Below are 22,871 nucleotides of genomic sequence, written 5' to 3'. Positions count from 1 at the left end.
CTTGCTACATTCTACAATGAACTTTTTTGAAAGTCAATCAGAGGTTTGCTTTCGCCGCATCAATGGCTGCTTGATAATCCGGTTCGTGGGAGATCTCAGGCACGATCTCAACGTGTTGAATCACGCCTTCACGGTCCAAAACGAAAATTGCTCGGGCAAAATGACCGAAGTCTGGGATCATGATTTGATAGGCCTCACCGAAGGTATTCGCCGGATCATGAAGCATGATCATGTCGACGCCTTCTTGGCCGCACCATTGTGCTTGTTCTTCTTTTGTATTGTTAGAGATCGTTACAAAATTTATATCATCCAATTGACTTGCTTCTTGGTTGAAACGCTTGGTCTGCAACGCACAAACGCGTGTCACGATATCGGGAACAACGCTGATGATCGTTGGTTTTCCTAAAAAATCAGTCAGTGTGTATTCCTTGTCCTCTAAACTTTTCAAGCGAAAATCAGCTGCTTTATCCCCTACTTTTGGTTGGTTGCCGGGCATCTCATAAACCGTTTCTTTGCGTGTAACTTGCATAACATCTCTCCTATAGCATTTTCTCCCAGTATAAGAAAGATTGTCAAAAAACGAAAAGGATTTGCTCAGACTTTCGATTTTTGCGAGTAGGTCGTATCAAAAAAGATCAAGGTTTGCAATTCTGTCGTCAAATCAATGTATTGGATATTGACATCTTTTGGCACGATGACGGGATCAGGGGCAAAATTCAGGATTGCTGTGATCCCAGCATCCACGATCGCATCGATCGCCATTTGTGAATAGCGACTAGGAACAGTCGAAATCGCTACGGTGATCCCTTTTTCTGCTACGACTTCCGCCAATTGGTCCATTCCATAGACATAACGCCCACTAATGGTCTGACCAATCATTTCTGGATCATTGTCAAAAACCGCGATAACGGAAAGATTTTCATTTCTGCGAAAATTGTTGTTAGCTAACGCTTTTCCTAAATTTCCATAACCAATCAAGGCGATTTTTTTCTCCTCATTGGTTTCTAAAATATAGCTCAATACCTCGATCAAATAAGGAACATCATAGCCATAGCCACTTCTACCCAATTCTCCTAGATGAGAAAAATCCCGGCGGATCGTGGCTGAAGGAACTTGCGTGATTTCTGCAAATTCTTTTGATTTGATTCGCTGAATACCTGAGGCATCCAGTAATTTTAAGTGTCGTAAATAAGCTGGCAAACGTTTTGCCGTTGCTTTCGGAAGTTTTTTATCTCTTAATGCTTCCATCCTGTCCACCCTCCTTGTTAAATGATTCACATATTGAGTGTAGCATGTTCCATTTTCAATAGCAAGAAAATATTCACAAACTCTCTCACACGATGAAAAACGACCACAAATGTTCCATAACAGTTGTGGTCGTAGTTTAAAAAGAGAGTTTATTATAAGAATTCAGCGAATTCAGTTGCTGCTTTTTCTTGATTTGCCGTGATTGCTTCCAGTTTCAACCCAGCCATCGCCCGTTCCATCATCCCTTCGATATCGAGACGCTCTTCATATTGATGTACTTTATCCAGTCTTGGGCGCGTCTTTGGTTGAGGAGGCGCAAAGATTGTGCAGCAATCCTCAAAGGGCTGAACCGACAATTCAAAGGTATCAATGGCTTCGGCAACTTCAATGATCTCCAATTTGTCCATCGTTGCCACTGGGCGCACGATCGGCGTATTGGTTACTTCATTGATGGCGACCATGCTATGCAAAGTTTGTGAAGCGACTTGTCCTAATGATTCACCATTTAAGATGATCAAACCGTGACGAGCCTCACGAATCGCATCTGTCAAACGCAGCATCATCCGACGAGTGATGGTCATCCAATAACCTTGCGGTACGCGGTTTTTGATTTCTTCTTGGATTTCCGTAAACGGAACTTCGATAAATTGAATGCTTCCTACATAAGGCGCAAGCTTCTTCGTTAAATCTTTGGCTTTTTGTAATGCTTGTTCACTCGTATAAGGAGGACTTGCGAAATGGACCGCTTCGATCTCAACGCCGCGTTTCATTGCAAAGTAGCCTGCAACGGGCGAATCGATACCGCCAGAAAGCATCAACATTCCCTTACCGCTGGTGCCAACGGGTAGGCCGGCTGCTCCTTGGATCGTTTCATAGGACAAATAAGCGCCATCGATCCGTATTTCTACCCGCAAATTGATATCTGGTTTTTTCATTTGGACCTTGATATCAGGAAAACGGTCGATCACCGCATTACCTAAGGTCAAATTCAACTGGTTGCTATCTTGCACAAACGAGTGATCGCTGCGTTTGGCTGTGATTTTAAAGGTCTCAACACCCGTATAGATCTCTGCCATGACGTCTTGAACGGCTTTCTTTAATACCTCAATGTCTTTTTCAACCCGAATACTAGGGGAAAAGTTTTGAATCCCAAAGACTTTTTGCAGCTTAGGAATGATCTCTTGGCTGTTTTCACCGTTCAATAGCAAGTGCATGCGATCTCGCTCGGCATGAACTTTGACATGGGGATAATCTGCTAAGGTACGTTTAACATTTGAAGCTAATTGCATAATAAAACTACGACGATTTTTGCCCTTTGTTGACAGTTCGCCGTAACGAACCATGATTTCTGAATAATTCACGAGAAAACTCCTTTGATTTGGATTGATTTTATAGTGGTCTATCGTGCTTAATTGATTTTCGAAAATTTTTGGTACAACTGGTGGAAGACGATCAGAAACTGCTCGACTTCAGCCATCGTATTACTCTCATCTAAACTGATACGAACAGCCGATGTCGCTAACTGTTCCGGAACGTGCATCGCATGAAGCGTACTGCTGGCCATCTTTTTACGGGAGGAACAAGCACTTGTCGTCGAAAGATAGATCTGCTTTTCTTCAAAGGCATGGACTAAGACTTCTCCTCTGATCCCTTTTAATGAAAAACAAAGTATATGTGGCGCAAACCCTTCAGTGCCAGAAAAAAGCGTGACTTTCTCGTACCCAGCCAGTGCTTCTTGCAAATAGCCTTTTAATAATTGAACATGGTTCGGCTTTTCAGCCTTTTGCTCGGTCGCTAAACGTAGGGCTTTTGCCATAGCAACGATCCCTGGTACATTTTCGGTACCGCTGCGTTGATTTTGCTCTTGCCCACCACCGGTCATCAACGGCGCCAACTTACGACCTTGTTTCCAATAGATAAAGCCGGCGCCACGAGGTCCGTGAAATTTATGTGCAGAGAACACGGCAAAATCGACCCGCTCATTGAACCATTGCTCTTGTGGCACCTTTGTGATGGCTTGGACGGCATCTACATGGAAATGGATCGTTGGGTAGTCCGCTAACACGGTTGCGATCTCATGGATCGGTTGGATCGATCCTACCTCATTATTGACCGCCATCACCGAAACCAAAATCGTTTCTTTGCGAATTAACTTTGCTAATTCTGACACGTTGACAAAGCCTTGGGCATCGACAGGCACAACACTGACTTCAAACCCTAACTCGGCTAATTGAGCCGCTGTTTCACTGACGGCAGGGTGTTCAATACTGGAAATAATCAGGTGATTTCCATAGGCTTTTTTCGCTATAGCAGTCCCTTTGATGACCCAGTTGTCTCCTTCAGTTCCCCCACTGGTAAATGCGATCTCTTTGGAAGAAACGTTTAACAGATCGGCGATCTGCTGACGTGATTGCTGCAGCAGGCGATTGGCTTGATTTCCTAAATCATGCAGGCTTGAGGGATTGCCGATGATTCGCTGACTGACTTGGACATATGTATTTAAAGCTTGTGGATAAATAGCGGTTGTTGCACTGTTGTCAAAATAGATCAATGATAGGACCCTTTCTCTAAAAAAATTCTTTCCCATTATAACTGCTCTTGGGCTGAGTTTCAAGGTGACTCGCTGGCTTTGCCCTTATTTAAAGGAAACTTTTCCTTCCTTCGTAAGCGGTACTCATGCAGCGAGCCATTCTTTCCATGAAAAAAGCCAGTCAGTTTTTCACTGCTGGCTTTCGTATTATACTAAGTCGCGGTTATTGAAGTAGAAGTTTTCGATCCGTTTGAAGGCACCTGGTTCTACTCGTTCCAACGCTGTGCCGATTTCATCTAGCGCATCTTGATAGCGATATTCTTTACTGAACAAGTAAAGTGATTTGTCGATCGCTGCCTTGATATCTGGATGAGAATGACGATAGCGGTTGGCATATTGCATCATTTGCTCAGTCAATGCCGCAGCATCCACTAAGTCTTTCGTTTGTTCATCTAAAAGATCAAGATCTTCTTCACAGACAGAAACCAATTTATTGATTTCTTGCATGTTGATGCGAATCTTGTTCAATTCTTTGCCTAATTCTTCCACCCGATCTGTTGCCACGAAGAAGAATTCTAAATACTCGCCTGGCAAACCAGGTAAGCGTTGCTTCTCAACAAACCGCTTCAAGTTTCGTAGACGGAATTCGAAGCTTTCCACTTTTTCTTGCGCAACTTTTTCGCCACGACGTAATTCCGCAAGGGAATCATCGATTTCGACTTGCTGGCTTTCCACATCATCCAAAATCTTGTAGGCATCTTTGTAGAAGCTTTGCACTTCTGAATAAGGAATTTCGTGCTTTTCTAATTGTGGTAGGTACTCGTTGTTGCGACGAGCCAATTCGTCGACTTCCGTTTGGAAACCACGGACGCGACCTAATTCATTATGATTCAATGTGTAGCTTTGTGCCGTATGATCCAACTCGATCAACAATTGACGGTTGTTCTTCGTTGCGTGGTCAATATAGTCTTCAATGATTTGGCGATTTTTCATGACATATTTCTTAGCGTTGATCTCACGTTCCATCACTGTATACAAGGCATCGATATCACTTGCAGTATCACGACTTGCCACTTCAACGGAAGCGACTTCTGTTTTCGCTAGATCGTTCATGGAGTTTTCAACGCGTTTTTTCACACGGTTGATTTCTTCTTGGAAGTTTGCTTCTGGGAACACATATTTTTGTTCTAATAATTTTTTGTAGCCATCTTGGATTTCTTTCAACTGATCTGGGAAGGTGCGGTTTAATTCTTCGTACGCCGCTGGGATCCGTTTCATTAAGTCTTCCACTTCATAGGTGTGTTTTTCCGCTTGGTCTAACACTTCCCGTGCTTCCACAGGATCGCCTGAAGTATTTAAGGTAACAAATTGGGTGAACTCAATTTCAATGTTTTTGATTTGTTTTTGCAGCTCATTGTAGGCAGGACCGAATTCTTCGCCTTGATCCCGTAGCTTCTTCTTCAAGTCTTCGTAAACGTCCAACGCTTTTTGGACTTCCAGTGAATTTCGTTCTTCACTTTCTCGTAATTCTTTCAAGCCGGCGCGAATCTCTTCTACTTGACGTTCCATCTCATCCATGGTCGCTTCGGCTTGGACGATCGCCCCTTTTGCTTTGAAAAAGCGGATGCGTTCGTTTAGTTCTTCCACTTCAAAGATTTGACTTTCAAGTTCAGCAAAAGATTTTGTGGAGATATCTGTCCATTGTTGGTTCCACTCACGGAAGGTGTTTTGACTTTGACCAACCAAGTGCATTCTTTTTACTTCATCGACTTCTTCGATCACCGGTAAGTCAAACAGATTTTCTTTGCGTTTTTCCAAGTCATTTAGCTTTTCTTGGTTTTTCTTCCGCATGAAAAAGCCAATTGCATACAAGACCGCTGCGATGATGATGATGGCAATGACAATTCCAAAGATGATATTAGTTCCCATTTTGTGGTTCCTCCAATTTTCAAATATACATGTTTCGTCTAAAACCTGCTGATCAGCAGATTGATTGATAAGTTCATTGAGCATAAAAAGGACAGACAGTCCCTTTATAAAAAAGCATCTACGCTAGATTATAGCATAAAGAAAAAAATCAAGCATTAGATTGAGGCAAAAAAGATCGACTTTTTTCGCATTGAATAAAATCATTCACGGCTTTTCCAGCGATAATGAAAACAAATCGTGAAATTTACATCAACAAGTGACTTTTTTTCTGATTTTTCCGATTTTTTTCAAGAAACCGCTTGATTTCTCCCTATTGAAACTGTACTCTAGTAAAAAGCTTGAACAGGAGTAATGTCAAATGAAAGTAGCGAAATTCGGAGGCAGTTCCCTTGCCTCAGCCGAACAAGTCGAAAAAGTTGTTGCGATAATTGAAAGTGATCCTAAAAGACGGTTTGTCGTTGTTTCAGCGCCTGGTAAGCGTTCCAGTGACGATCAGAAAGTCACCGATCTGTTACTAGCAGTCTGTACCCGTCTGTGTGCTCAAGAAGAAATTACTGATTTAATCGAAGAAATCTATGCCCGCTATACCGCGATCGCCGCCCCTTTTAATATCGAACAGATCCATTTAGATCGCATCTGGCAATCATTGGCGGCTTTTCAAACGCTGCCTACCCAAGACAATCCGCATCTTTATGATACGGTCTTGGCAAGCGGCGAAGACAACAATGCCAAATTGATCGCAGGGATTTTACAAAGTCGTGGGTTAGCTGCTCGCTACATGAATCCACAAGAACTTGGGTTGCTAGTGACGGATGAACCCCAAAACGCCCGTATCTTGAACAAGTCGTACGCCAAGATCGCACAATGGCGCGATAGTTCTGAAATCTTAGTGATTCCTGGCTTCTTTGGTTACACAGAAGCCGGCGAGATTTGTACCTTCTCTCGAGGGGGATCAGATATTTCTGGTGCCATCGTGGCGGCTGGCCTGCAAGTAGAATTGTACGAAAACTTTACCGATGTCGATGGGATTTTTTCTGCTCATCCAGGCTACGTTCATCATCCAGAGTCCATCAAAGAAGTGACTTACCGAGAAATGCGGGAGCTGTCTTATGCCGGCTTTACTGTGTTGCACGATGAGGCGTTGATGCCTTCATACCATGCAAAAATTCCCGTGGTGATCAAAAACACCAATAACCCAAGTCATCCCGGTACCTTGATCACCAACCAAAGAGACAACTTGGATCAGCCGGTGATCGGCGTTGCCAGTGACGAAGGCTTTTGTATGATCTATATCCGCAAATACTTGATGAACCGCGAAGTTGGTTTCACGCTACGAGTCTTAGAGATTTTTCGTGATTTTGATTTAAATTATGAACACATGCCTTCAGGAATCGATGATATCTCGATCATTATGCGCTCCAACCAGTTGAATCCAGTATTGGAAGAAGAACTGCTGCGCAAAATCGCCTACGAGATCGATCCCGATGAACTGCGAATGACCCACGATCTCTCCATGGTCGTCGTTGTTGGTGAAGGAATGCGTCAACGAGTCGGGATCACTGCCGACAGTACCGCTGCCCTTGCGCGAAAAAATATCAACTTAGAGATGATCAACCAAGGGTCCTCTGAGGTCAGCATCATGTTCGGCATCCACAAAGAACAAGAAAAAGCCGCTGTCAGAACCCTTTACTACACGTTCTTTGATTAAACCAAACGTGCCAGTTGCACCACTCCTTTTGCTGATAAGCAATCGGAACGGGCAACTGGCACGTTTGGTTTTTATTCTGACGATTCTTGGGCTTGCGCTTGTTTTTGCGCCAATTGGCGGTTGATTTCTGCCTTGATTCGCGGTTCAGGAGCATACCGTTCTTCCCAATCGCTCGGCTTCATGACTTTGTGGGTCTCAGGATCATAATGGGGCTGCCCATCTGGGAAAAGTTTCCCCATGTTGGCTTCATGAACGATAGCCAGGATCGGCGCTGGATCGACCCCTAACAGTGAAAAAGAGCCATAGGTAAAATACAGCAGATCACAGAGCGCATCGACTTGTTCCACTAGGGAATCACTGACAGGCTGTTGTTTGGCCGCCAGCTTGGCTTGGGCTTGATCGATCGCTTGATGCAAATGCTCCAGACCTGATTGGAAGGTCTCTTCGTCATTGTTGCTGGCAGCATAAAGGAACTCAACTAATTCTTCAATTTTAAAACCAGCACGAAACTGGGCTTTTTCCGCTGAAAAAGCTTGTGGATATGGCGGTCGCGTTGGATCAAAGGTTTTATGAAACTCTTCCGTCATTTCAAATGGACTCATTTTGCTCGCTTCTTTCTGCTTTTTCTAATGGTTCTGTTTCATGGTTCTACGCTGTCTCCTACATTGCTTCATGGATTGGCTACACCTTGTTTATTTTTTTATTCAATCCCTTGCTTGGGCATCCTCGGCAATAATCCCAAAATGGATCAAGGCTTTCTTGATGCCGTCATGATCATTGGTGTCCGTCACAAAGTCAGCACTGGCTTTGGTGATGGGCTGGGCATTGCCCATCGCCACCCCGATCCCCACACCTTCTAACATTTCCACATCATTAAAATGATCCCCAAAGGCCATTGCTTCTTCCATCGCGATCCCTTCATAGGCCAAAAATTCTTTGATGCCTTTGATTTTCGAACCGTTTTTCGGCACGATGTCAACAGAATAGGCATTGGATCGCTTAAAATCACATTGCGGCAGCTTGGACCGTAATTTTTCGCGCTCTGATTCAGGGCTCAGCATAATACACTGATAGATGGGTTCTCGTAAAATGTCCAATGATTCATAACGTTTGGCGTTGCGATTGGGACTGAAGCGCTGCAAAACTTTCTTTAAAAAACCGACGGGAAATTTTTTGGGCACATAGCGCAAGTAGCGCTGCATGACGGGTGATTGGCTTAAACGGATCGTCAAGCTACCAGCCACTTGGGTTTCTCCGCCAAACATGACTTGACGGTAATTTTCATCGGCGTAGTCTACGATTGCTTCCAATGTTTGTTTTGGAAATGGTTTGGCATAAATCAAGTTTTCCTTCGTGTAGACATATTGGCCGTTATAGGTGATAAACATGTCTAACGACAAGTAATCGATCACCTTCTCTAAATCAACCGGACCACGTCCGGTGGCAATGCCGCAGAGGACGCCATTGGCTTGGGCTTGTTTGATGGCTTCACGGGTACTGGCAAGCGCCTTGCCGTTGCTGGCGATCAGTGTGCCATCAATATCAAAAAAGATTGCTTTTATCATATGACTCCTCAAAATAATTTCAGCTGATTAGGATTTAATGCTTCGTAATCGATCTGCAGCGCATCGATCAATGCGCGGGCATTGTCAGCGGCATCACGACCGGCATTATTATTGAAGACCACTGCGACTTCTTTGGCATTGGCTTCGATGGCTTGGACCGCTTGTTTTAACTCCGTTAGTTCGGCTTGGTCATAGCGATACAAGGTCCGCAGATTTTTTGCGTCTGGTCCTGTCGCTGTCCAGCCGCTGTCGTTGCGTCCGTGAAAACGGCACAAGACAAACTCGGGATTGGTCACGGTTGGATCAAGGGGAATCGTGGTCGATAGCTTTTTCGGCTGGTCAACGACTACTAAGGAAAACTGTTTTCGCTTCATATAATCGATCATGCCCGGATACAGTTTTGGCTGATACCAGCTGCTGTCTCTCAGCTCGATCGCCACGGGGTAGCCCGCAAACCAATCTCGCACTTGGTCTAAATAGGCGACATTTTCTTTCGTACATTTAAAGCTGTTGGGAAACTGGGCTAGTAGGCAAAACAGTTTGCCCGCTTCTATCATTGGCGCGATCGCTTCTTTGTAAAGCTGCAGCGCTTCAGTCATGGTCAACGGATCTGGTAGATCCCCTTGGGTGGTCACACTTTGATGGACTTTCAACACAAAGCGAAAATTTTCGGGAATCTGGGTCAACCAGTTGCGCACATCTTTTTCTTTTGGCAAAAAATGATAGGTGGTATCCAGCTCAACTAACGGAAAATAACGGGCATACTCAAATAATTTCGAGTTTTTTCTTTGCACGAGACTGCCATGTTCACTAAATGTGGTACAACCAATTCGAATCATTTTTTCCCATCGCTCCTTGTTTTCTTATTTTAATAGTATACAATAGTTTTGAGTTAAGAGTAAATAAATCATTGCAGGTGATGAAAAAATGAAACGAATTCTCGTGTTGCACACTGGCGGCACCATCGCCATGAAAGAAGACACCCTGACTGGCGGCGTCAGCCCTGATGTCAGCAATCCACTGATGGATGCACCGATCCACATTGACGACGACGTTGAATTGATCGTCGAAGATATTTTTAATATTCCCAGTCCTCATATGACGCCAAAAGAGATGCTGCAGCTGAAACAACGTATCCAGCTGGCGCATTTAAGTGGTGTCGATGGGGTCGTGATCACTCACGGAACCGATACGCTGGAAGAAACAGCCTTCTTTTTAGATACCACGATCGGCGGTCAGTTACCGATCGTGGTGACTGGCGCCATGCGCTCAAGTAATGAAATCGGCAGTGACGGGCTTTATAACTTTGAAAGTGCGATTCGGGTGGCGAAATCACCTGATGCCATAGGAAAAGGCGTCTTAGTCGTGATGAACGATGAGATCCATTCCGCACGTTATGTTACGAAGACCCACACCACCAATATTGCGACGTTCCGTACCCCGACATTAGGTCCGATCGGCTTAGTCACAAAGCACCGAATCTTGTTTATGCAAGAGCTGTTAAATAACCGCCATTTGGATGTTGATCGTGTCGACGGACTGTTTCCGATCGTCAAAGCCTATGCGGGGATGACTGGGGAATTGTTCGATGCTTTAGCCGACTCGCTGATCGATGGACTAGTGATCGAAGCTTTAGGCGCTGGCAATCTGCCGCCGCAAACCATAGAACCTTTGAAAAAACTGATCGCTAGAAACATTCCAGTCGTCTTAGTTTCTCGTTGCTTCAACGGAGTTGCCGAGCCGGTCTATGACTACTTAGGCGGCGGGATCGAATTGCGGGCTCTTGGGGTGATTTTCTGCAATAGCATCAATAGCCAAAAAGCCCGCATCAAATTGCTGATAGCAAAAAACCGTGGGTTGACCATGGATGAACTGCCTGATTTCATGGAGAATTAACCAAACAAAAACCCTTTTGCCATTCCGCTAATGGAGGCAAAAGGGTTGTTTTATTTTTCTCGCCAAGTAAAGATGGCTTCGCAGTAAGTATCCTCACCAATCTTGATCTCGTGGATCGTTTGCAGCGGCACAGCCTCGCCGGCTTCATCGACTGTCTTCTCATTGATTTGAAAATGGCTTTCGATCAAATGGCCGTAAGCCACTTCCCGATCAAAGCGGATCGTCACTTGTGTCACTTCATGTTTTGTTAAAAACTCATAGCCTAAGACGTCCATCAGCCAATTGAAATACATGGCATTGTTGACATGCTGATTGCTATCGATATCGTAGAAACGCACCCGATACGGCAAAAATTGTCCTTGTGTGATAGGGGTGATCTTCGGATAGCGTTTGATTCGCTTGATTTTTTCACTGCCAAAAGGCGCCACGATCTCATCTGGTACACTGCTGACTTTGCGCGTCTCCGGGTCCATCAACGCAAAAACCGCCTCGATTTTGACCAGTTCCGTTCCGTCTTCTGCCAATAACCAAAAGTAACGGTAACAGAAAAACTTATTGTATTCTCTCGCCTGGGTCGCCACTTGGATCTGCTCCCCTACGCGCGGCAAACGAGTCACCGTTATGTGATAGCTGGTAATGATCCAGGTCAAGCTATAACTAGCGATGACTTCTGGTCCGCGGTTTAACGCCGCACTTTGTTCTTCTGATGTCTTGATGGCGATGCCTAGCATGGCTGGAAACGTCATCGTTTGGTTGATATCACATTCATAATACGCCACTTCATGCGTGGTTTGATACTTTGCTGCCATAGTTCTAATTGCCTCCTAAAAACGACTCAATAGTTCATCGACATTGGGTCCATAGCTTTCGCCAAATTGATTCAAATGGACCAATAAATAATACAATTGATACACTGGCAGTCGCTCTTGCCAATCCTCATCTAATGGGTAGACTTCTTGATAGCCTTCCAAAAATTCCTGACGAAAACCGCCGAAGAGCTGGGACATCGCAATATCCATTTCTCGATCCCCATAAGCGACTGCCGGATCAAGAAACACTGGTTCTCCTTGTTGATCGAATAGCACATTCCCCCGCCAAAAATCACCGTGCAATAAAGCAGGTGTGACGCTGCGATCACGCCAATTCTCATGCAAAAATTCTTTCAAACGCAGATAAGCGGCTCCCCGTTTGGCATGCCAGCGATTACCTAGCTTCGCTAATTCGACTTGCACATCCAAACGGCAGACTGTGTAAAAATCAAGCCAATCGGTGGTTTTCGGATTGAGTTGCGGCAAAAAGCCGATGTAATTGTCTTCGTAAAACCCAAAAGACTCCTGCGTCTGCTGATGAAGCCGAGCTAAGCTTTGGCCTAAGCGTCGCTGCTGTCCTTCCCCACCATCGATCCATTCCATCAATAAAAACGCCCCCTCTTCGGTCTGACCGAGACGTTCGATTTTTGGCACTCGCACGAAAGGGGCTAATTCAGCTAAGCCGTTGATCTCTGCTTGAAAGAACATCGATGAAACATGAGGATGGGTCTTTAAAAAATAGCGATTTTCTCCTGTAGTGAAACGATACGTTTGATTGACATCCCCACCACTGATGGGCGTCAGCGAGCCGGTCATCCCGATTGCTGCGAACAATGCTTCCTCCATACGGATCTCCCTTTCTTTACTCAGTCAGTTGGGCAGTCAAATACGCTTGTTCCTCTTTCGTCACCCCTAGTCCTTGCAGAAGATACTGATCGACCGAACCGAAATGCTGATCGATCGCAGCCAAACTTTCATCAAGAAAACTCTCTTTGGCACTCATCAAAACCGTGATCGCCGTTAACAGCTCTTGCGGCAAATGCTGGGTCATTGGAGCAAATTTTTCTTTTAGCATTGGGGCTAGATAACGATTGGTCGCTAAATAATCTTCTTTGATCGTCGTTGGTGCCACTGCCAACACATGTAGCAATAAAAAAGCGCCAAAGCCTGTGCGATCTTTGCCGGCGGTACAGTGGAACAAGGTTGCTCCTTCGCCTTCCGCATTGGCGATCACATGATCAAAGAACTGCCGATATTGTTGGCGGGCATAGTCGCTTTCAACAAAGTGACGGTAGACTTTTTTCATCTGCTCTTCGGCATCTTCCCCATCTTCCAAGCGCTGCTTCAAGCTTTCTGGCGACAAGGAAACCATCGTTTCGTCTTCTTTAAAAATAGGTAAAAAAAGCTGCTTTGCTGTGGCGATCGGTCGATCAGGTTGTGCATTGGCTTCAGCGATAGAGCGAAAATCAATGACCTGATTGACCCCATAGTTTGCCAGTACTGCTTGATCTGAAGCAGTCAATTCATTGATCGCTGCACTGCGGATCAATTTTTTTCGTTTGATCGTCGTGCCGTTTGTCGTTTGATAGCCGCCAAGTTCTCTGACGTTTGCTGCTCGTTCTAGTTGAATCAATTGTGTCATTGCTTATCCCTCCCGCGATGTTCTAGTTAAAAGTATAGCAGAAACTTCGCTATTAAGGGCACTGAAACCTAGATTTTTCTATGGGCTGAGCTTTAACGGACAAAAAAAAAGAAAGACCACACGCAGTCTTTCTTTGCTTTCGCTTGTTACGAAACGTTTCTATTCGGCTTCGATCACGGCGGCAGAATCATCTAAGATCGAACGATCCAGTTCGTTGATACGGCTGCTGGTCACCATTCCGGCAACCATACTGTCGCTGACATTAACGAGTGTCCGTGCCATATCGATCAATGGTTCAACAGAAATAACTAAGCCTACGATGGCGATCGGCAAGTTCATTGAGCCTAAGACAATCAATGAAGCAAAGGTTGCGCCACCGCCGACACCGGCAACACCGAATGAGCTGATCGTAACAACTGCAACTAGCAGCAGGATAAACTGCCAATCAAAGACATTGATCCCAACCGTTGGTGCAACGATCGTTGCCAACATCGCTGGATAAACACCCGCACAGCCGTTTTGACCAATCGATAAACCAAAGCTGCCTGCAAAGTTAGCCGTGGCTTCATCAACACCTAACGCTTTGGTTTGGGTTTCAATGTTCAATGGCAAGGCACCCGCACTTGAACGAGAAGTAAAGGCAAAGCTCAAGACTGGAAAGGCCTTTTTGAAATACGTCACTGGATTGACCCGAACAGCGATCAGCAATAATGAATGAACGAGTAAGACCAAAATCAAAGCCGCATAAGAGGCGATGATAAATTTCCCTAAGTTCAAGATGGCTTCAAAATCACTTGAAGCTAATACGTTTGTCATCAATGCCAAAACGCCATAAGGTGTCAGGCGCAAAACTAACGTGACGATACGCATCACGATTTTATATAAGCTGTCCATCAAATTCGCAAAAGTTTCCGCTTCTTTTGGTGATTTACGTTTGACACCAAGAAAGGCGATCCCAACAAAGGCTGAGAAAATCACGACCCCGATCGTACTTGTCGAACGAGTACCAGCAAAGTCGGCGAAGACATTGCTTGGGATGAAGGAAACGATTTGTTGTGGGATCGATAGATCTTGGACTTGTGTCGAACGTTCCGCTAATTCTGCGATCCGCGCTGTTTCCGTTGCCCCTTCGGTAAAGCTGGCACCGTCAAGACCAAAGACCATGACCATCACGATCCCGATCAAGGCAGCGATCGCCGTTGTCCCTAGCAAAGTCGCAAGAACCGTAAAACTGATCTTCTTGATTTTTTCGCTTTCTTTCATCTTGGTGAAAGCACCAACGATCGAAACGAAGATCAAGGGCATGATCAGCATTTGCAAGAGGGCCACATAGCCACTACCGACCATCGTGATCCAGTCAAGAGCTTGCGTGACAACGTCAGAGCCTGTCCCAAAAATCAGCTGCAGCACACCACCAAAAACGATCCCGACGAACAACGCCGCAAAGACCCGCGTTGAAAACTTCAGATGACGCTTTTGCAATAAATAGAACCCATAAATAAGGGCAGCAAAAAGTAGAACAACAATAATAGTTAACAGATTTGTCATTTGAATCCTCCTTTTGTTCAATAAACATGACAAAGTCTGTCAGAGGAAGTAAAGGTTCCCAGTGACCATTCTTCAACAGTTCACTCTAATGAGACGTGTGGCATCATTAGTGACTATTCCATTTTAAAGAAGTTTGCTTCATCTTACAATAAATAAGTTTCCAGTTTTCTGCGATGGTACCGCTTTTTTGTCAGAAAATAAAAAAAGAACCGTTACCACACCCCCATGCTGCTAGGATTTCTGCTTTCCTAACAGTTAGATTGCGGCAACTGGTTCGTTATTTTTTCATTTCGTCTTTTTGAAAAATTTCAGAAAATATTCAGGCAATCATTAGAAATTGCTGCCTTACGCCAAAGCCCCCATTGGATCCCAAGGTGCTAAGACCGTTGGTTCTGCTTCAAAGGCAGCCAATTGTTCAGCTGTCAGGAATTCTTTGCGAACCACGATTTGATAGGTGTATTCATCCATCCATGCATCGCTCATGACGAAGAAGCCATTCGTTCCGACTTTTTCCCCCCAGCTGTTTTCGACTTTCCATTTGGTTGATTCGCCATCGATCAAGTCAACACCGGTCAAGACCATCGCATGGGTCATTAAGCTTTCGCCAAAATCTAAGCGTTCTGCTTTGGTCATCGTAAAGTCGATATCAAATAAGTCGTTGATATCATAGGCATCTAATGCCATGATCCCAGTATCTCTGGTAGAAGATTGACCGACATCACAACCGAACCACACGGACTCCCCTTGTTCCAATTGAGCGATCGCTAATTTTTTGAAGGTCGGCATATCGACGTTCAAGTATTTGACTTCTTTGCCGCCAACCACGTTGCCTAGCATTTCTACGGTATACGATTGATTGTAAGGTTTGTCGGCAGTTGGTGCGTTGATGATGCTGACATAATCGTCAAGGTCAACACCAACATATTTTTCATAAAAGCTTTGTGGTGTTAAGTTGCGATCAATGTGATAATTTTTGTCTTCATCACGGTATTCAAAATCAAAGGTTTCTGGCGGTGTGCCTAAAGAAGTCGCTAAGAAACGATAAATGTCTTCCAACATCGCTTCTTTGGCTGTTTGGATGTCTTCAGCTGTTTTGCCTTCGGCTACTAGCTGACGCAAAGCAACCGCATCTTTACGCAGTTTTTTGTTTAAGTAATTGTTTAGATCACGAGAATTAGAAGAGTTGCTGCTTTCTGGCATGACTGTTTTTGGCACGACACCATATTTTTGGAAAATCGAAACGATCATGTCCCATTGCCCACCATCTTGTTGTGGGGTTTGCAACAAGAAAGCAACTTTGCGACTTGTCAAAGGCTCGTTGGCAGTTGCTAAAATATTTTCATAGAAATAGTTGGCTTTTTCGTATTTGTCCCAAAAGAAGGTATGGTTTTGCGACAATTCAAATTCTTTTAAATTGAAATCATTCAGCATCTTATGACGGAATGTATTCAATGCGGCAAACATCCAGCAGCGACCTGATTGTTTTTGGTTTGAGACTTTCCCTGTTGTCACATCGACTGAGAAAACCGGCACATTGTTGACTTTTGCTGACACGTTTTCTGCAGAAGCGGTGATCCCATTTTTCACCACACTCCGTTGCAGTGCCGTTTGTTTATTGTTGTCTTGATACGCTTGCGCAAAGGCAGCGGTGGTCTTTTTTGAAATTTCTGACATATTTCTTCATCCTTTCACTTTCCGTTCCTTCCATTTTACGCCTCTGCCTCTCAAATAACAACCGCTCCTAGAAAAATGAAAGGATCATCTTTCTAAGAGCGGTTGCTCGTATCAAGGATTTAAAGGGTGAGCATCAAAAGCAAAAAGCCAAGTAAAACAAAGGATAGTCCTCGTTCAAATCGTGCATACAGGAAGCGGATCGGGTGACTGGCTAGCAAGATCGTCAGTAAAACACTGGCTAACACCAACGTCACAAAGCCTAATACCGATAGATTCAAGTCGGTGATCGCTAATGCCCGCAAGCCCTTGATGAAGATCCCTTGTAAAAGATAGACTAGCAGAGTGTTTTTGCCCCACTTCGTAAAAAACAAGTGCTCTCTGGGCACGAGGCTCAGAAAGCCGATGATCCCCATCAGCCCGATCACGAAAAAGACCGCACGCAAGGGACCGCCAAACAACGGATAGCTCAAGTAATCGTCATAGGGCTTGGAACCAAAAACCATGTACTTGTTCATCCCATGAAAAAACGCGATAAAGGTGTAGATGATCGGTAAAAAAAGCAAACTGATGGTCCGAATCTTTGGTTTCAATAAAAAGCGCATCTCATTTTTGGGAAAATAAAACCCGATAATGAAAAACGGCAAAAAGACAAAGGTCCGCTGCAAGGTCAACACTTGATTTAAAAACGGCACGTAGCCAGCAAAGATGCTCAAGCCGATACTCAGCAGGATCGCCTGCTTTTTGGACATTTTTTGAAAGATCAACAGCGAGAGCTGCCAAAAGAACATGCTAAGCAAAAACCAAAGTGCCCATTGCGGATTCAACAGTTGGATTTTTAGCGACTCCCGTAGACCGATCAACCAGTAATAGACGGTGTAAAACACCTGAAAGAAGACATAAGGCAGCAAGAACTTTTTCATCAGCTCACGAAGCTTGTGTCCCTTCGTCAACGGTTTGGCAAAGTACCCAGCCAGAAAAACAAAAGCTGGCATGTGGAAAGTGAAGATAAAATAATATAGGTCATGATAAAACTTCTGATCGCCGATAAAAGGCTGCAGCAAGTGACTGAAGACGACCAAGATCATCAGTAAAAATTTTGCATTATCAAAGTAAGCCGTTCTTTGCGATTGGCTCATAAAAAGTTCCTCCTCTAAGTTGTATCTGTCAAAGGATACCTGATCCATGAAACAGAACTGTAACAAGCTATTTACTTTTTTCTAACGATTCTTGTTCATTTGATTGCCAGTTGCTATTTTGTATATTTTGTATTAATATATACAATACAAAGGAGCTGTTTTCGATGATATTTGATATTCAAACCCAAAGCAACCAACCCATCTACCAGCAGTTGCGGGAACAGATCATTGTCGGTATCGCAAAAGGCGATTTGGCCGCTGGCGAATTGCTGCCATCCGTCCGTCAACTAGCCGAAGAGATCGGCATCAATACCATGACGATCTCAAAAGCCTACAATTCCCTCAAAGAAGAAGGCTTGTTAGTCACAGATCGCCGCAAAGGAACCGCCGTTGCCGCGCCACCACCGTTTACTTCCGGACAAGAAGCGGAGTATCGCCAAAACTTGCAGCTACAGCTAGCAACCGCTCTCTTACACGGCAAAAGCAAGCAAGCGCTTTTAACGGATGTTCAACAACTGCTGGACCAATTTCCTGAAAGGAATGAATGCAAATGACTTATCTTTTTTTCATTATTGCCCTCGTCCTCTGTGGGACGACCGCCTTTGGTTTACGCTTGATCAGTAAACCCCACAAAAATGTTTTACTCGAAAATACCCTTGCCCCTGAGCATCTGGATGATCCTAGCGTCCACAGCTTGATCACAGAATTTCGCAAGCGTATCTTACAAATCGTTGGTACATTTAGTGTAGCAAGTCTCCTTTTTTTGTTCAATTTATCTGACTCCATCATCCTTACCCTATTCTGGCTTTATATGGCCGCTTTGTTGGGGACAGCTTACTTGGTACAAGTGCATTACATCGGAAAAATGCGGCAATTGATCCTTGCCAATGGATGGGAACTACCCATCGATCCGATTCGGATCGACACAAAACTCGTTCAAGCCAAAAATAAGCGGATGCTGCCGTGGTATAGCCTCGTTCCTGCGGGGATTTTGTTGATGATCAGTTTGTACCAAGCATGGCAGTTGCCTGATCTTTCTACAGGATACTTGATGGGCGGCATCTCCTTAGCAATTTTTGCGCTCTTCATCTATCTCTGGGTGATCATCAGCCGCTTACCCGTTCGCGGGATCAGCGGTGATTCAGCTATCGACCAGCACATCAATGATTTAACAAAGCGCTATTGGTCCTTATTGATCGCTGTCACTTGTACCATTACACTGCTCTTGTTGACTGTTCCGCTGGCGTCCATGTCCGCTACTGGAGCATTCAGTACTATCCTCTTACTTCTCTTTGTTGTTTTGGTTGTTTTCTTGATCGTCTTTACCTTCTTCTTGTTGCTAGATCTGCGTAAAAAACAAGATCAGCTCTTAGAACCAGCAGCACAACCGCGCTATTATGGCGAAGATGCTTACTGGCGATATGGTTTTTACATCAATCCTAATGATGCGCGACTGTTCGTTCCTGACCGTGTTGGGATGAATATCGGCATCAATCTAGGCAAACGCAGCGGACAAATCGTCGCAGGTATCACCGCTGTCTTCTTACTTGTGTTAATGGTCGGTACTATCATTCCAATGTACCGCTTAGATTTCGCTCCTGATGCGATCACCGGCGAAGTGCAAGGACAAGAAGTCACCTTTGATGCACCAATGACCGGGAAAACAACTATCTCTTTGGCAGATATAGAAACGGTGGAATTGATCGAAGCTTTGCCATCGCCTCGTGTTCGTACCATGGGTGTAGGAACCGCCAGTTACCAAATCGGTAAGTTTACCGTTGCCGATGAACCAGCCAGAATGTTCGTGGACATAAACTCGACACCTATTTTAAAAGTCACCACCAAAGATGGCCCAACCGTTTTTTACACAAATAAAAAAGCCGCCGAAACGACGGACTTATATGAGGAACTAGTACAGAAGATTTCCTCAGCAGAGTAAGTGTTCTGGAGAAAAAACTGGGGAACCCATTATCCTCAGGCTATCCACAACCAACAGAAGAACATACTCTTTCCAACAAAAAACGACCTTCCAAAAAGAAGGTCGTTTTTGATACTCCGGCAGTAGGACTCGAACCTACGACATCATGATTAACAGTCATGCGCTACTACCAACTGAGCTATGCCGGAAGAATCTATCTGTACTATACCAAATAGTCAGATAATTTAGCAAGAGCAAAAATCGATTTTTTGATCCTTTTTTTCAAGAAAATCCCCTTTTAGAAACTTCCCTTCCCGCAAAGTGTTTTTCTCAAGAAATATCCGAAAATCTGATTGACAAAGTAGCGCCTATACGGTATTCTATATCTTGTGTTAAATAACACGCCGCTTTAGCTCAGTTGGTAGAGCGCATCCATGGTAAGGATGAGGTCGACGGTTCAAGCCCGTCAAGTGGCTTTGGTAGGACAACGTTTGTCGGACGTTGTCTTTTTTTGTGCATCTAATTCCCAAAATATAGCGATATTTTCTTAACTTAATCATTCGTATTGCCCCTAATTCCCTGCGATATACAAAAGAAATAAGATCGTAAAACCCAATAGTAGGACAGATACAACGGCTTTCACCATCCTCGCTGCATCTTTAAATTTAAACAAGAGCGTATATAGATTAATAAAGTAAATGATCGACAGGACTACTTCTTGCGAATATTCCTTCACTTGAATCAAGCCTAACCATATAATCAGCAAAAGAATCGAAAAAACAACCAAATAGTTTTCTGCAACACGTTTCATTTCATTCTCCTTTCCAATGATAGAACACTTGCAACCAGCTGAATCGTGGAAACTCAGTAAATTATCAGCCCCTCTCTCCAATACTTTTCCTACAGCCTTTGCTTATTAAAAGTGTAACAAACTATCTTTTCTAACGGTCAACCTAGTTCAATTTACCTAAATATTTTTTGATAGAACGACGAAAAGACGTTTTCAATCGTTACTCACAGCTCAGTTTTAGGCACTTCTTTTTTACAACAAAAAACCCGCTCTCCTAAAGCTAAGAGAGCAGATTTTTCAACTAAACTGAATTTTTTTGAAAGGAGATGCCTGGTGCTAACTTAAAAAATAACATATTTTTTCCGTTTAATTTAAATTTTTACTTCACGACCAGCACCGTACATTTCGAATGATTGACGACATAATCGGTGGTTGAGCCCACGACAGCTCGGGTCAATGTGCCTTTACCAGTTGCACCGATAACGATCAAATCAATTGGATACAATTCAGTCGCTGCATGAATGATAAAACGTTTTGGATCGCCGACTTCAACGATCACCTCAACATCTTCCACCCCATGTTGATTGGCATCATAGATTTTTTTCAACATATCCGTTTCCACACGTAATTTTTCTTGATCAAAAATTTTCGCAAAAGCATAGGCACTTGTGGATAACTCAGCATTGTTGATAACAGAGAGGACATACAATTTGGCTTTGTTCCTACGACAAATCGCGAGTGCTTCTTGGAACGCTTTTTCTGACTGATCCGACCCATCTAAGGCAACAAGTACATTTTGAGAATTACGTAACATCCAAATCGCCTCCTTTTCTTTATTTTACCACAAAAAATGGAAGCGTTACAAAAATGACGAGATCTACTCTTAAGAGACCTAAAACTTCCTTTAAGATTTGTGAAGGTCCTTACTTGGTTCCGCAATTATGCAGTAAAATAAGGAGAACAATGATTCGAGGTGAAAGAAATGCGCTCTTTTTTCCATGCTGCAGTCACTGTGCTCTTGTATTTAGGGCTTTTCTTGCTGATAATCGGTATTATCGCCTTTTTCTTGCTAAAACTTTAAGCTGGGTTGGTTGAAAAGCAAGTTGCTGTCACATCCCTGAGAGGAGTGATACACTTGGTTTATCAACAAATATCGAAACGAAACAGCTTGTTGCTCATTCGTTTCAAAAAGGAGATCATGTAAAATGGACTTACATATTACCCCTACTGCCGCTGCTCGCTTTCCAGAAGGACACGACTTATATATTCTGACGAGTAATGACGGATCGAACCAATTTTCTTCAGCAGCTGGATGCTGTATGATCGGCGAACGTTTTTTGATCACACCAATCGATGAACCGTTAGACCCATACAATGAGTTAGTCTCAAGCAATCAGTTTACTTTCTTTACATCAACCTATGATCAAATGTTCTTGACTGGTCATCTGATTCTAGATGTTCACCCAACTTCAGGAACCTTGATTTTGAAAAACGAAAGCGGCTATTTGGATACCAATCTTTTATTGGAATCCTCTCCACAGTTGAAACAAACGAATGCTTAACAAAAGAGCTGACAAACGCCTTGTAAGGTGCTTGTCAGCTCTTTTTCTCTATAATGAATCTGGAATCAACGCTAAGAGTTCTTGTGTCTCAGCGGCTAAAGCGATCGCACCAGCATCAAGCAATTCTTCTTTTGACCCAAAACCATATAAAACGCCGATTGCCGGTAACTGGTTTTCTTTTGCACCTAAAATATCATGCTCACGGTCGCCGATCATGATGGTTTGCTGCGCTTTTTGCTCCTTTTCGATCTCAGTAAGTGCGTAGCGGATAACCGCCGCTTTTTCGCCACGTTTATTCTCAAGATCCGCCCCATAGATTCCTTTGAAATAGCCATCATACTTGAGATGGGTCAGGATCTCTTTTGCAAAAACTTCTGGTTTCGACGTAGCGATATACAAATCGTGCTCCTGCGCCAGCTCCTGCAATGTTTCTTCGATCAACGGATATGGTTGGACTTGAAACATCCCCGCTTGACGATAATTTTCACGGTAAAAGGCAACAGCTTGCTGGGCAGCTGCTTCATCTAAGCCCAAGCCACGGAAGGATTCAATCAAAGGCGGTCCCACAAAACTCCGTAGTATGTCTTGCGCTAATTGCTCTTTTCCCATCTTTTCCATCGCATATTGAATCGATCCATAGATTCCTTCACTTGAATCAATGATCGTTCCATCTAAATCAAAAAGTACTTTTTTTCTCACGCTATCGTCTCCTTTTCTAATAGTATAGAAAAAAACAGCAGTACAGGCAACACTTCTTCCTTTTCGTTCTGATCTCATCTAAATAAAAAAGACGCTGCCCCACCAAAGGCAACGTCTTTATTTGCTCATTTTATGCAAAAAAAAAAGATAGCAGATGCTATCAAGCAACTCCGGCAGTAGGACTCGAACCTACGACATCATGATTAACAGTCATGCG

The 22,871-nt window shown here is 43.9% G+C and carries 22 protein-coding genes and 2 tRNA genes; 6 read left to right on the top strand and 18 right to left on the bottom strand.

The window, feature by feature from the left end:
• Positions 1-37: 37 nt before the first annotated feature.
• From tpx to ezrA, 5 genes are all read right to left on the bottom strand, one after another.
• Positions 38-529: a thiol peroxidase gene (tpx, locus tag IAE45_RS17450; RefSeq protein WP_008377033.1), complete on the bottom strand. Its 492-nt coding sequence runs from the start codon at positions 527-529 to the stop codon at positions 38-40.
• Between the two features lie 65 nt (positions 530-594).
• Positions 595-1,248, bottom strand: coding sequence for a redox-sensing transcriptional repressor Rex (locus IAE45_RS17445; RefSeq protein WP_005237525.1), 654 nt, complete (start codon positions 1,246-1,248; stop codon positions 595-597).
• A 152-nt stretch (positions 1,249-1,400) separates the two neighbouring features.
• On the bottom strand, positions 1,401-2,609 hold the full coding sequence (gene thiI / locus IAE45_RS17440; protein ID WP_005225147.1) for a tRNA uracil 4-sulfurtransferase ThiI: 1,209 nt from the start codon (positions 2,607-2,609) through the stop codon (positions 1,401-1,403).
• Positions 2,610-2,656: 47 nt separating this feature from the next.
• On the bottom strand, positions 2,657-3,799 hold the full coding sequence (locus IAE45_RS17435; protein ID WP_312189834.1) for a cysteine desulfurase family protein: 1,143 nt from the start codon (positions 3,797-3,799) through the stop codon (positions 2,657-2,659).
• A 186-nt stretch (positions 3,800-3,985) separates the two neighbouring features.
• Entirely contained in the window at positions 3,986-5,707 is a 1,722-nt protein-coding gene (gene ezrA, locus IAE45_RS17430) for a septation ring formation regulator EzrA (protein WP_016611694.1), read from the bottom strand.
• A 358-nt stretch (positions 5,708-6,065) separates the two neighbouring features.
• Between ezrA and IAE45_RS17425 the strand changes: the two genes are divergently transcribed.
• Positions 6,066-7,415: an aspartate kinase gene (locus IAE45_RS17425; RefSeq protein WP_077454038.1), complete on the top strand. Its 1,350-nt coding sequence runs from the start codon at positions 6,066-6,068 to the stop codon at positions 7,413-7,415.
• 71 nt (positions 7,416-7,486) lie between these two features.
• On the opposite strand, the gene IAE45_RS17420 is transcribed toward IAE45_RS17425, so the two are convergent.
• From IAE45_RS17420 to IAE45_RS17410, 3 genes are all read right to left on the bottom strand, one after another.
• Positions 7,487-8,017: an HAD family hydrolase gene (locus IAE45_RS17420; protein WP_195266103.1), complete on the bottom strand. Its 531-nt coding sequence runs from the start codon at positions 8,015-8,017 to the stop codon at positions 7,487-7,489.
• A 102-nt stretch (positions 8,018-8,119) separates the two neighbouring features.
• Positions 8,120-8,980 (bottom strand): Cof-type HAD-IIB family hydrolase, encoded by an 861-nt coding sequence (locus IAE45_RS17415; RefSeq protein ID WP_142424943.1) that lies wholly within the window; start codon positions 8,978-8,980, stop codon positions 8,120-8,122.
• An 8-nt stretch (positions 8,981-8,988) separates the two neighbouring features.
• The gene (locus IAE45_RS17410) at positions 8,989-9,819 is read right to left on the bottom strand and encodes a DUF72 domain-containing protein (protein ID WP_140966232.1); all 831 of its coding nucleotides are present in this window, start codon (positions 9,817-9,819) and stop codon (positions 8,989-8,991) included.
• An 88-nt stretch (positions 9,820-9,907) separates the two neighbouring features.
• Here IAE45_RS17410 and IAE45_RS17405 point away from each other — a divergent pair, with 88 nt between their 5' ends.
• Positions 9,908-10,876 (top strand): asparaginase, encoded by a 969-nt coding sequence (locus IAE45_RS17405; RefSeq protein ID WP_200127516.1) that lies wholly within the window; start codon positions 9,908-9,910, stop codon positions 10,874-10,876.
• A gap of 50 nt (positions 10,877-10,926) precedes the next feature.
• Here the strand turns inward: IAE45_RS17405 and IAE45_RS17400 are convergent, their stop codons facing one another.
• From IAE45_RS17400 to IAE45_RS17375, 6 genes are all read right to left on the bottom strand, one after another.
• Complete coding sequence (locus tag IAE45_RS17400; RefSeq protein WP_195266105.1) at positions 10,927-11,685, bottom strand: acyl-ACP thioesterase domain-containing protein; 759 nt, start codon at positions 11,683-11,685, stop codon at positions 10,927-10,929.
• A gap of 15 nt (positions 11,686-11,700) precedes the next feature.
• A complete protein-coding gene (locus tag IAE45_RS17395) occupies positions 11,701-12,531 on the bottom strand; it encodes a fructosamine kinase family protein (protein WP_200127514.1) in 831 nt (276 codons plus the stop codon).
• A gap of 16 nt (positions 12,532-12,547) precedes the next feature.
• Positions 12,548-13,327, bottom strand: coding sequence for a tyrosine-protein phosphatase (locus tag IAE45_RS17390; RefSeq protein ID WP_200127512.1), 780 nt, complete (start codon positions 13,325-13,327; stop codon positions 12,548-12,550).
• A gap of 159 nt (positions 13,328-13,486) precedes the next feature.
• Entirely contained in the window at positions 13,487-14,875 is a 1,389-nt protein-coding gene (locus IAE45_RS17385) for an L-cystine transporter (RefSeq protein WP_008377011.1), read from the bottom strand.
• Positions 14,876-15,220: 345 nt separating this feature from the next.
• Positions 15,221-16,549: an aminopeptidase C gene (locus tag IAE45_RS17380; RefSeq protein WP_005225135.1), complete on the bottom strand. Its 1,329-nt coding sequence runs from the start codon at positions 16,547-16,549 to the stop codon at positions 15,221-15,223.
• A 119-nt stretch (positions 16,550-16,668) separates the two neighbouring features.
• Complete coding sequence (locus tag IAE45_RS17375) at positions 16,669-17,685, bottom strand: acyltransferase family protein (protein ID WP_200127510.1); 1,017 nt, start codon at positions 17,683-17,685, stop codon at positions 16,669-16,671.
• A gap of 164 nt (positions 17,686-17,849) precedes the next feature.
• Between IAE45_RS17375 and IAE45_RS17370 the strand changes: the two genes are divergently transcribed.
• Positions 17,850-18,239, top strand: a complete 390-nt coding sequence (locus IAE45_RS17370; RefSeq protein ID WP_005237540.1) for a GntR family transcriptional regulator — start codon at positions 17,850-17,852, stop codon at positions 18,237-18,239.
• Positions 18,236-19,624 (top strand): hypothetical protein, encoded by a 1,389-nt coding sequence (locus tag IAE45_RS17365; RefSeq protein ID WP_200127508.1) that lies wholly within the window; start codon positions 18,236-18,238, stop codon positions 19,622-19,624. The genes IAE45_RS17370 and IAE45_RS17365 overlap by 4 nt, the downstream gene beginning before the upstream one ends.
• 114 nt (positions 19,625-19,738) lie before the next feature.
• Here IAE45_RS17365 and IAE45_RS17360 read toward each other — a convergent pair.
• Positions 19,739-19,812, bottom strand: a tRNA-Asn gene (locus IAE45_RS17360).
• Positions 19,813-20,006: 194 nt separating this feature from the next.
• Between IAE45_RS17360 and IAE45_RS17355 the strand changes: the two genes are divergently transcribed.
• A tRNA-Thr gene (locus tag IAE45_RS17355) sits at positions 20,007-20,079 on the top strand.
• A gap of 95 nt (positions 20,080-20,174) precedes the next feature.
• Here IAE45_RS17355 and IAE45_RS17350 read toward each other — a convergent pair.
• Both IAE45_RS17350 and IAE45_RS17345 read right to left on the bottom strand, forming a co-directional pair.
• The gene (locus IAE45_RS17350) at positions 20,175-20,414 is read right to left on the bottom strand and encodes a hypothetical protein (RefSeq protein ID WP_096742256.1); all 240 of its coding nucleotides are present in this window, start codon (positions 20,412-20,414) and stop codon (positions 20,175-20,177) included.
• 358 nt (positions 20,415-20,772) lie between these two features.
• Positions 20,773-21,207, bottom strand: a complete 435-nt coding sequence (locus tag IAE45_RS17345) for a universal stress protein (protein WP_005237544.1) — start codon at positions 21,205-21,207, stop codon at positions 20,773-20,775.
• Positions 21,208-21,598: 391 nt separating this feature from the next.
• Here IAE45_RS17345 and IAE45_RS17340 point away from each other — a divergent pair, with 391 nt between their 5' ends.
• On the top strand, positions 21,599-21,955 hold the full coding sequence (locus tag IAE45_RS17340; protein WP_015509034.1) for an iron-sulfur cluster biosynthesis family protein: 357 nt from the start codon (positions 21,599-21,601) through the stop codon (positions 21,953-21,955).
• Between the two features lie 48 nt (positions 21,956-22,003).
• Here the strand turns inward: IAE45_RS17340 and IAE45_RS17335 are convergent, their stop codons facing one another.
• On the bottom strand, positions 22,004-22,654 hold the full coding sequence (locus IAE45_RS17335) for an HAD hydrolase-like protein (RefSeq protein ID WP_200127506.1): 651 nt from the start codon (positions 22,652-22,654) through the stop codon (positions 22,004-22,006).
• Positions 22,655-22,871 lie beyond the last annotated feature (217 nt).

It is taken from the genome of Enterococcus sp. S53, from assembly GCF_016516865.1.
Classification (GTDB): Bacteria; Bacillota; Bacilli; order Lactobacillales; family Enterococcaceae; genus Enterococcus_D; species Enterococcus_D innesii.
This window is presented reverse-complemented; position numbering and strand designations above follow the sequence as displayed.

Coding starts and splice junctions, on each gene's coding strand:
- IAE45_RS17410 (WP_140966232.1), bottom strand. CDS start 9,819: ATGATTCGAATTGGTTGTACCACATTTAGTGAACATGGCAGTCTCGTG.
- IAE45_RS17340 (WP_015509034.1), top strand. CDS start 21,599: ATGGACTTACATATTACCCCTACTGCCGCTGCTCGCTTTCCAGAAGGA.
- ezrA (WP_016611694.1), bottom strand. CDS start 5,707: ATGGGAACTAATATCATCTTTGGAATTGTCATTGCCATCATCATCATC.
- tpx (WP_008377033.1), bottom strand. CDS start 529: ATGCAAGTTACACGCAAAGAAACGGTTTATGAGATGCCCGGCAACCAA.
- IAE45_RS17350 (WP_096742256.1), bottom strand. CDS start 20,414: ATGAAACGTGTTGCAGAAAACTATTTGGTTGTTTTTTCGATTCTTTTG.
- IAE45_RS17365 (WP_200127508.1), top strand. CDS start 18,236: ATGACTTATCTTTTTTTCATTATTGCCCTCGTCCTCTGTGGGACGACC.
- IAE45_RS17445 (WP_005237525.1), bottom strand. CDS start 1,248: ATGGAAGCATTAAGAGATAAAAAACTTCCGAAAGCAACGGCAAAACGT.
- IAE45_RS17370 (WP_005237540.1), top strand. CDS start 17,850: ATGATATTTGATATTCAAACCCAAAGCAACCAACCCATCTACCAGCAG.
- IAE45_RS17425 (WP_077454038.1), top strand. CDS start 6,066: ATGAAAGTAGCGAAATTCGGAGGCAGTTCCCTTGCCTCAGCCGAACAA.
- IAE45_RS17385 (WP_008377011.1), bottom strand. CDS start 14,875: ATGACAAATCTGTTAACTATTATTGTTGTTCTACTTTTTGCTGCCCTT.
- IAE45_RS17380 (WP_005225135.1), bottom strand. CDS start 16,549: ATGTCAGAAATTTCAAAAAAGACCACCGCTGCCTTTGCGCAAGCGTAT.
- IAE45_RS17395 (WP_200127514.1), bottom strand. CDS start 12,531: ATGGAGGAAGCATTGTTCGCAGCAATCGGGATGACCGGCTCGCTGACG.
- IAE45_RS17390 (WP_200127512.1), bottom strand. CDS start 13,327: ATGACACAATTGATTCAACTAGAACGAGCAGCAAACGTCAGAGAACTT.
- IAE45_RS17375 (WP_200127510.1), bottom strand. CDS start 17,685: ATGAGCCAATCGCAAAGAACGGCTTACTTTGATAATGCAAAATTTTTA.
- IAE45_RS17420 (WP_195266103.1), bottom strand. CDS start 8,017: ATGAGTCCATTTGAAATGACGGAAGAGTTTCATAAAACCTTTGATCCA.
- IAE45_RS17345 (WP_005237544.1), bottom strand. CDS start 21,207: ATGTTACGTAATTCTCAAAATGTACTTGTTGCCTTAGATGGGTCGGAT.
- IAE45_RS17400 (WP_195266105.1), bottom strand. CDS start 11,685: ATGGCAGCAAAGTATCAAACCACGCATGAAGTGGCGTATTATGAATGT.
- IAE45_RS17415 (WP_142424943.1), bottom strand. CDS start 8,980: ATGATAAAAGCAATCTTTTTTGATATTGATGGCACACTGATCGCCAGC.
- IAE45_RS17405 (WP_200127516.1), top strand. CDS start 9,908: ATGAAACGAATTCTCGTGTTGCACACTGGCGGCACCATCGCCATGAAA.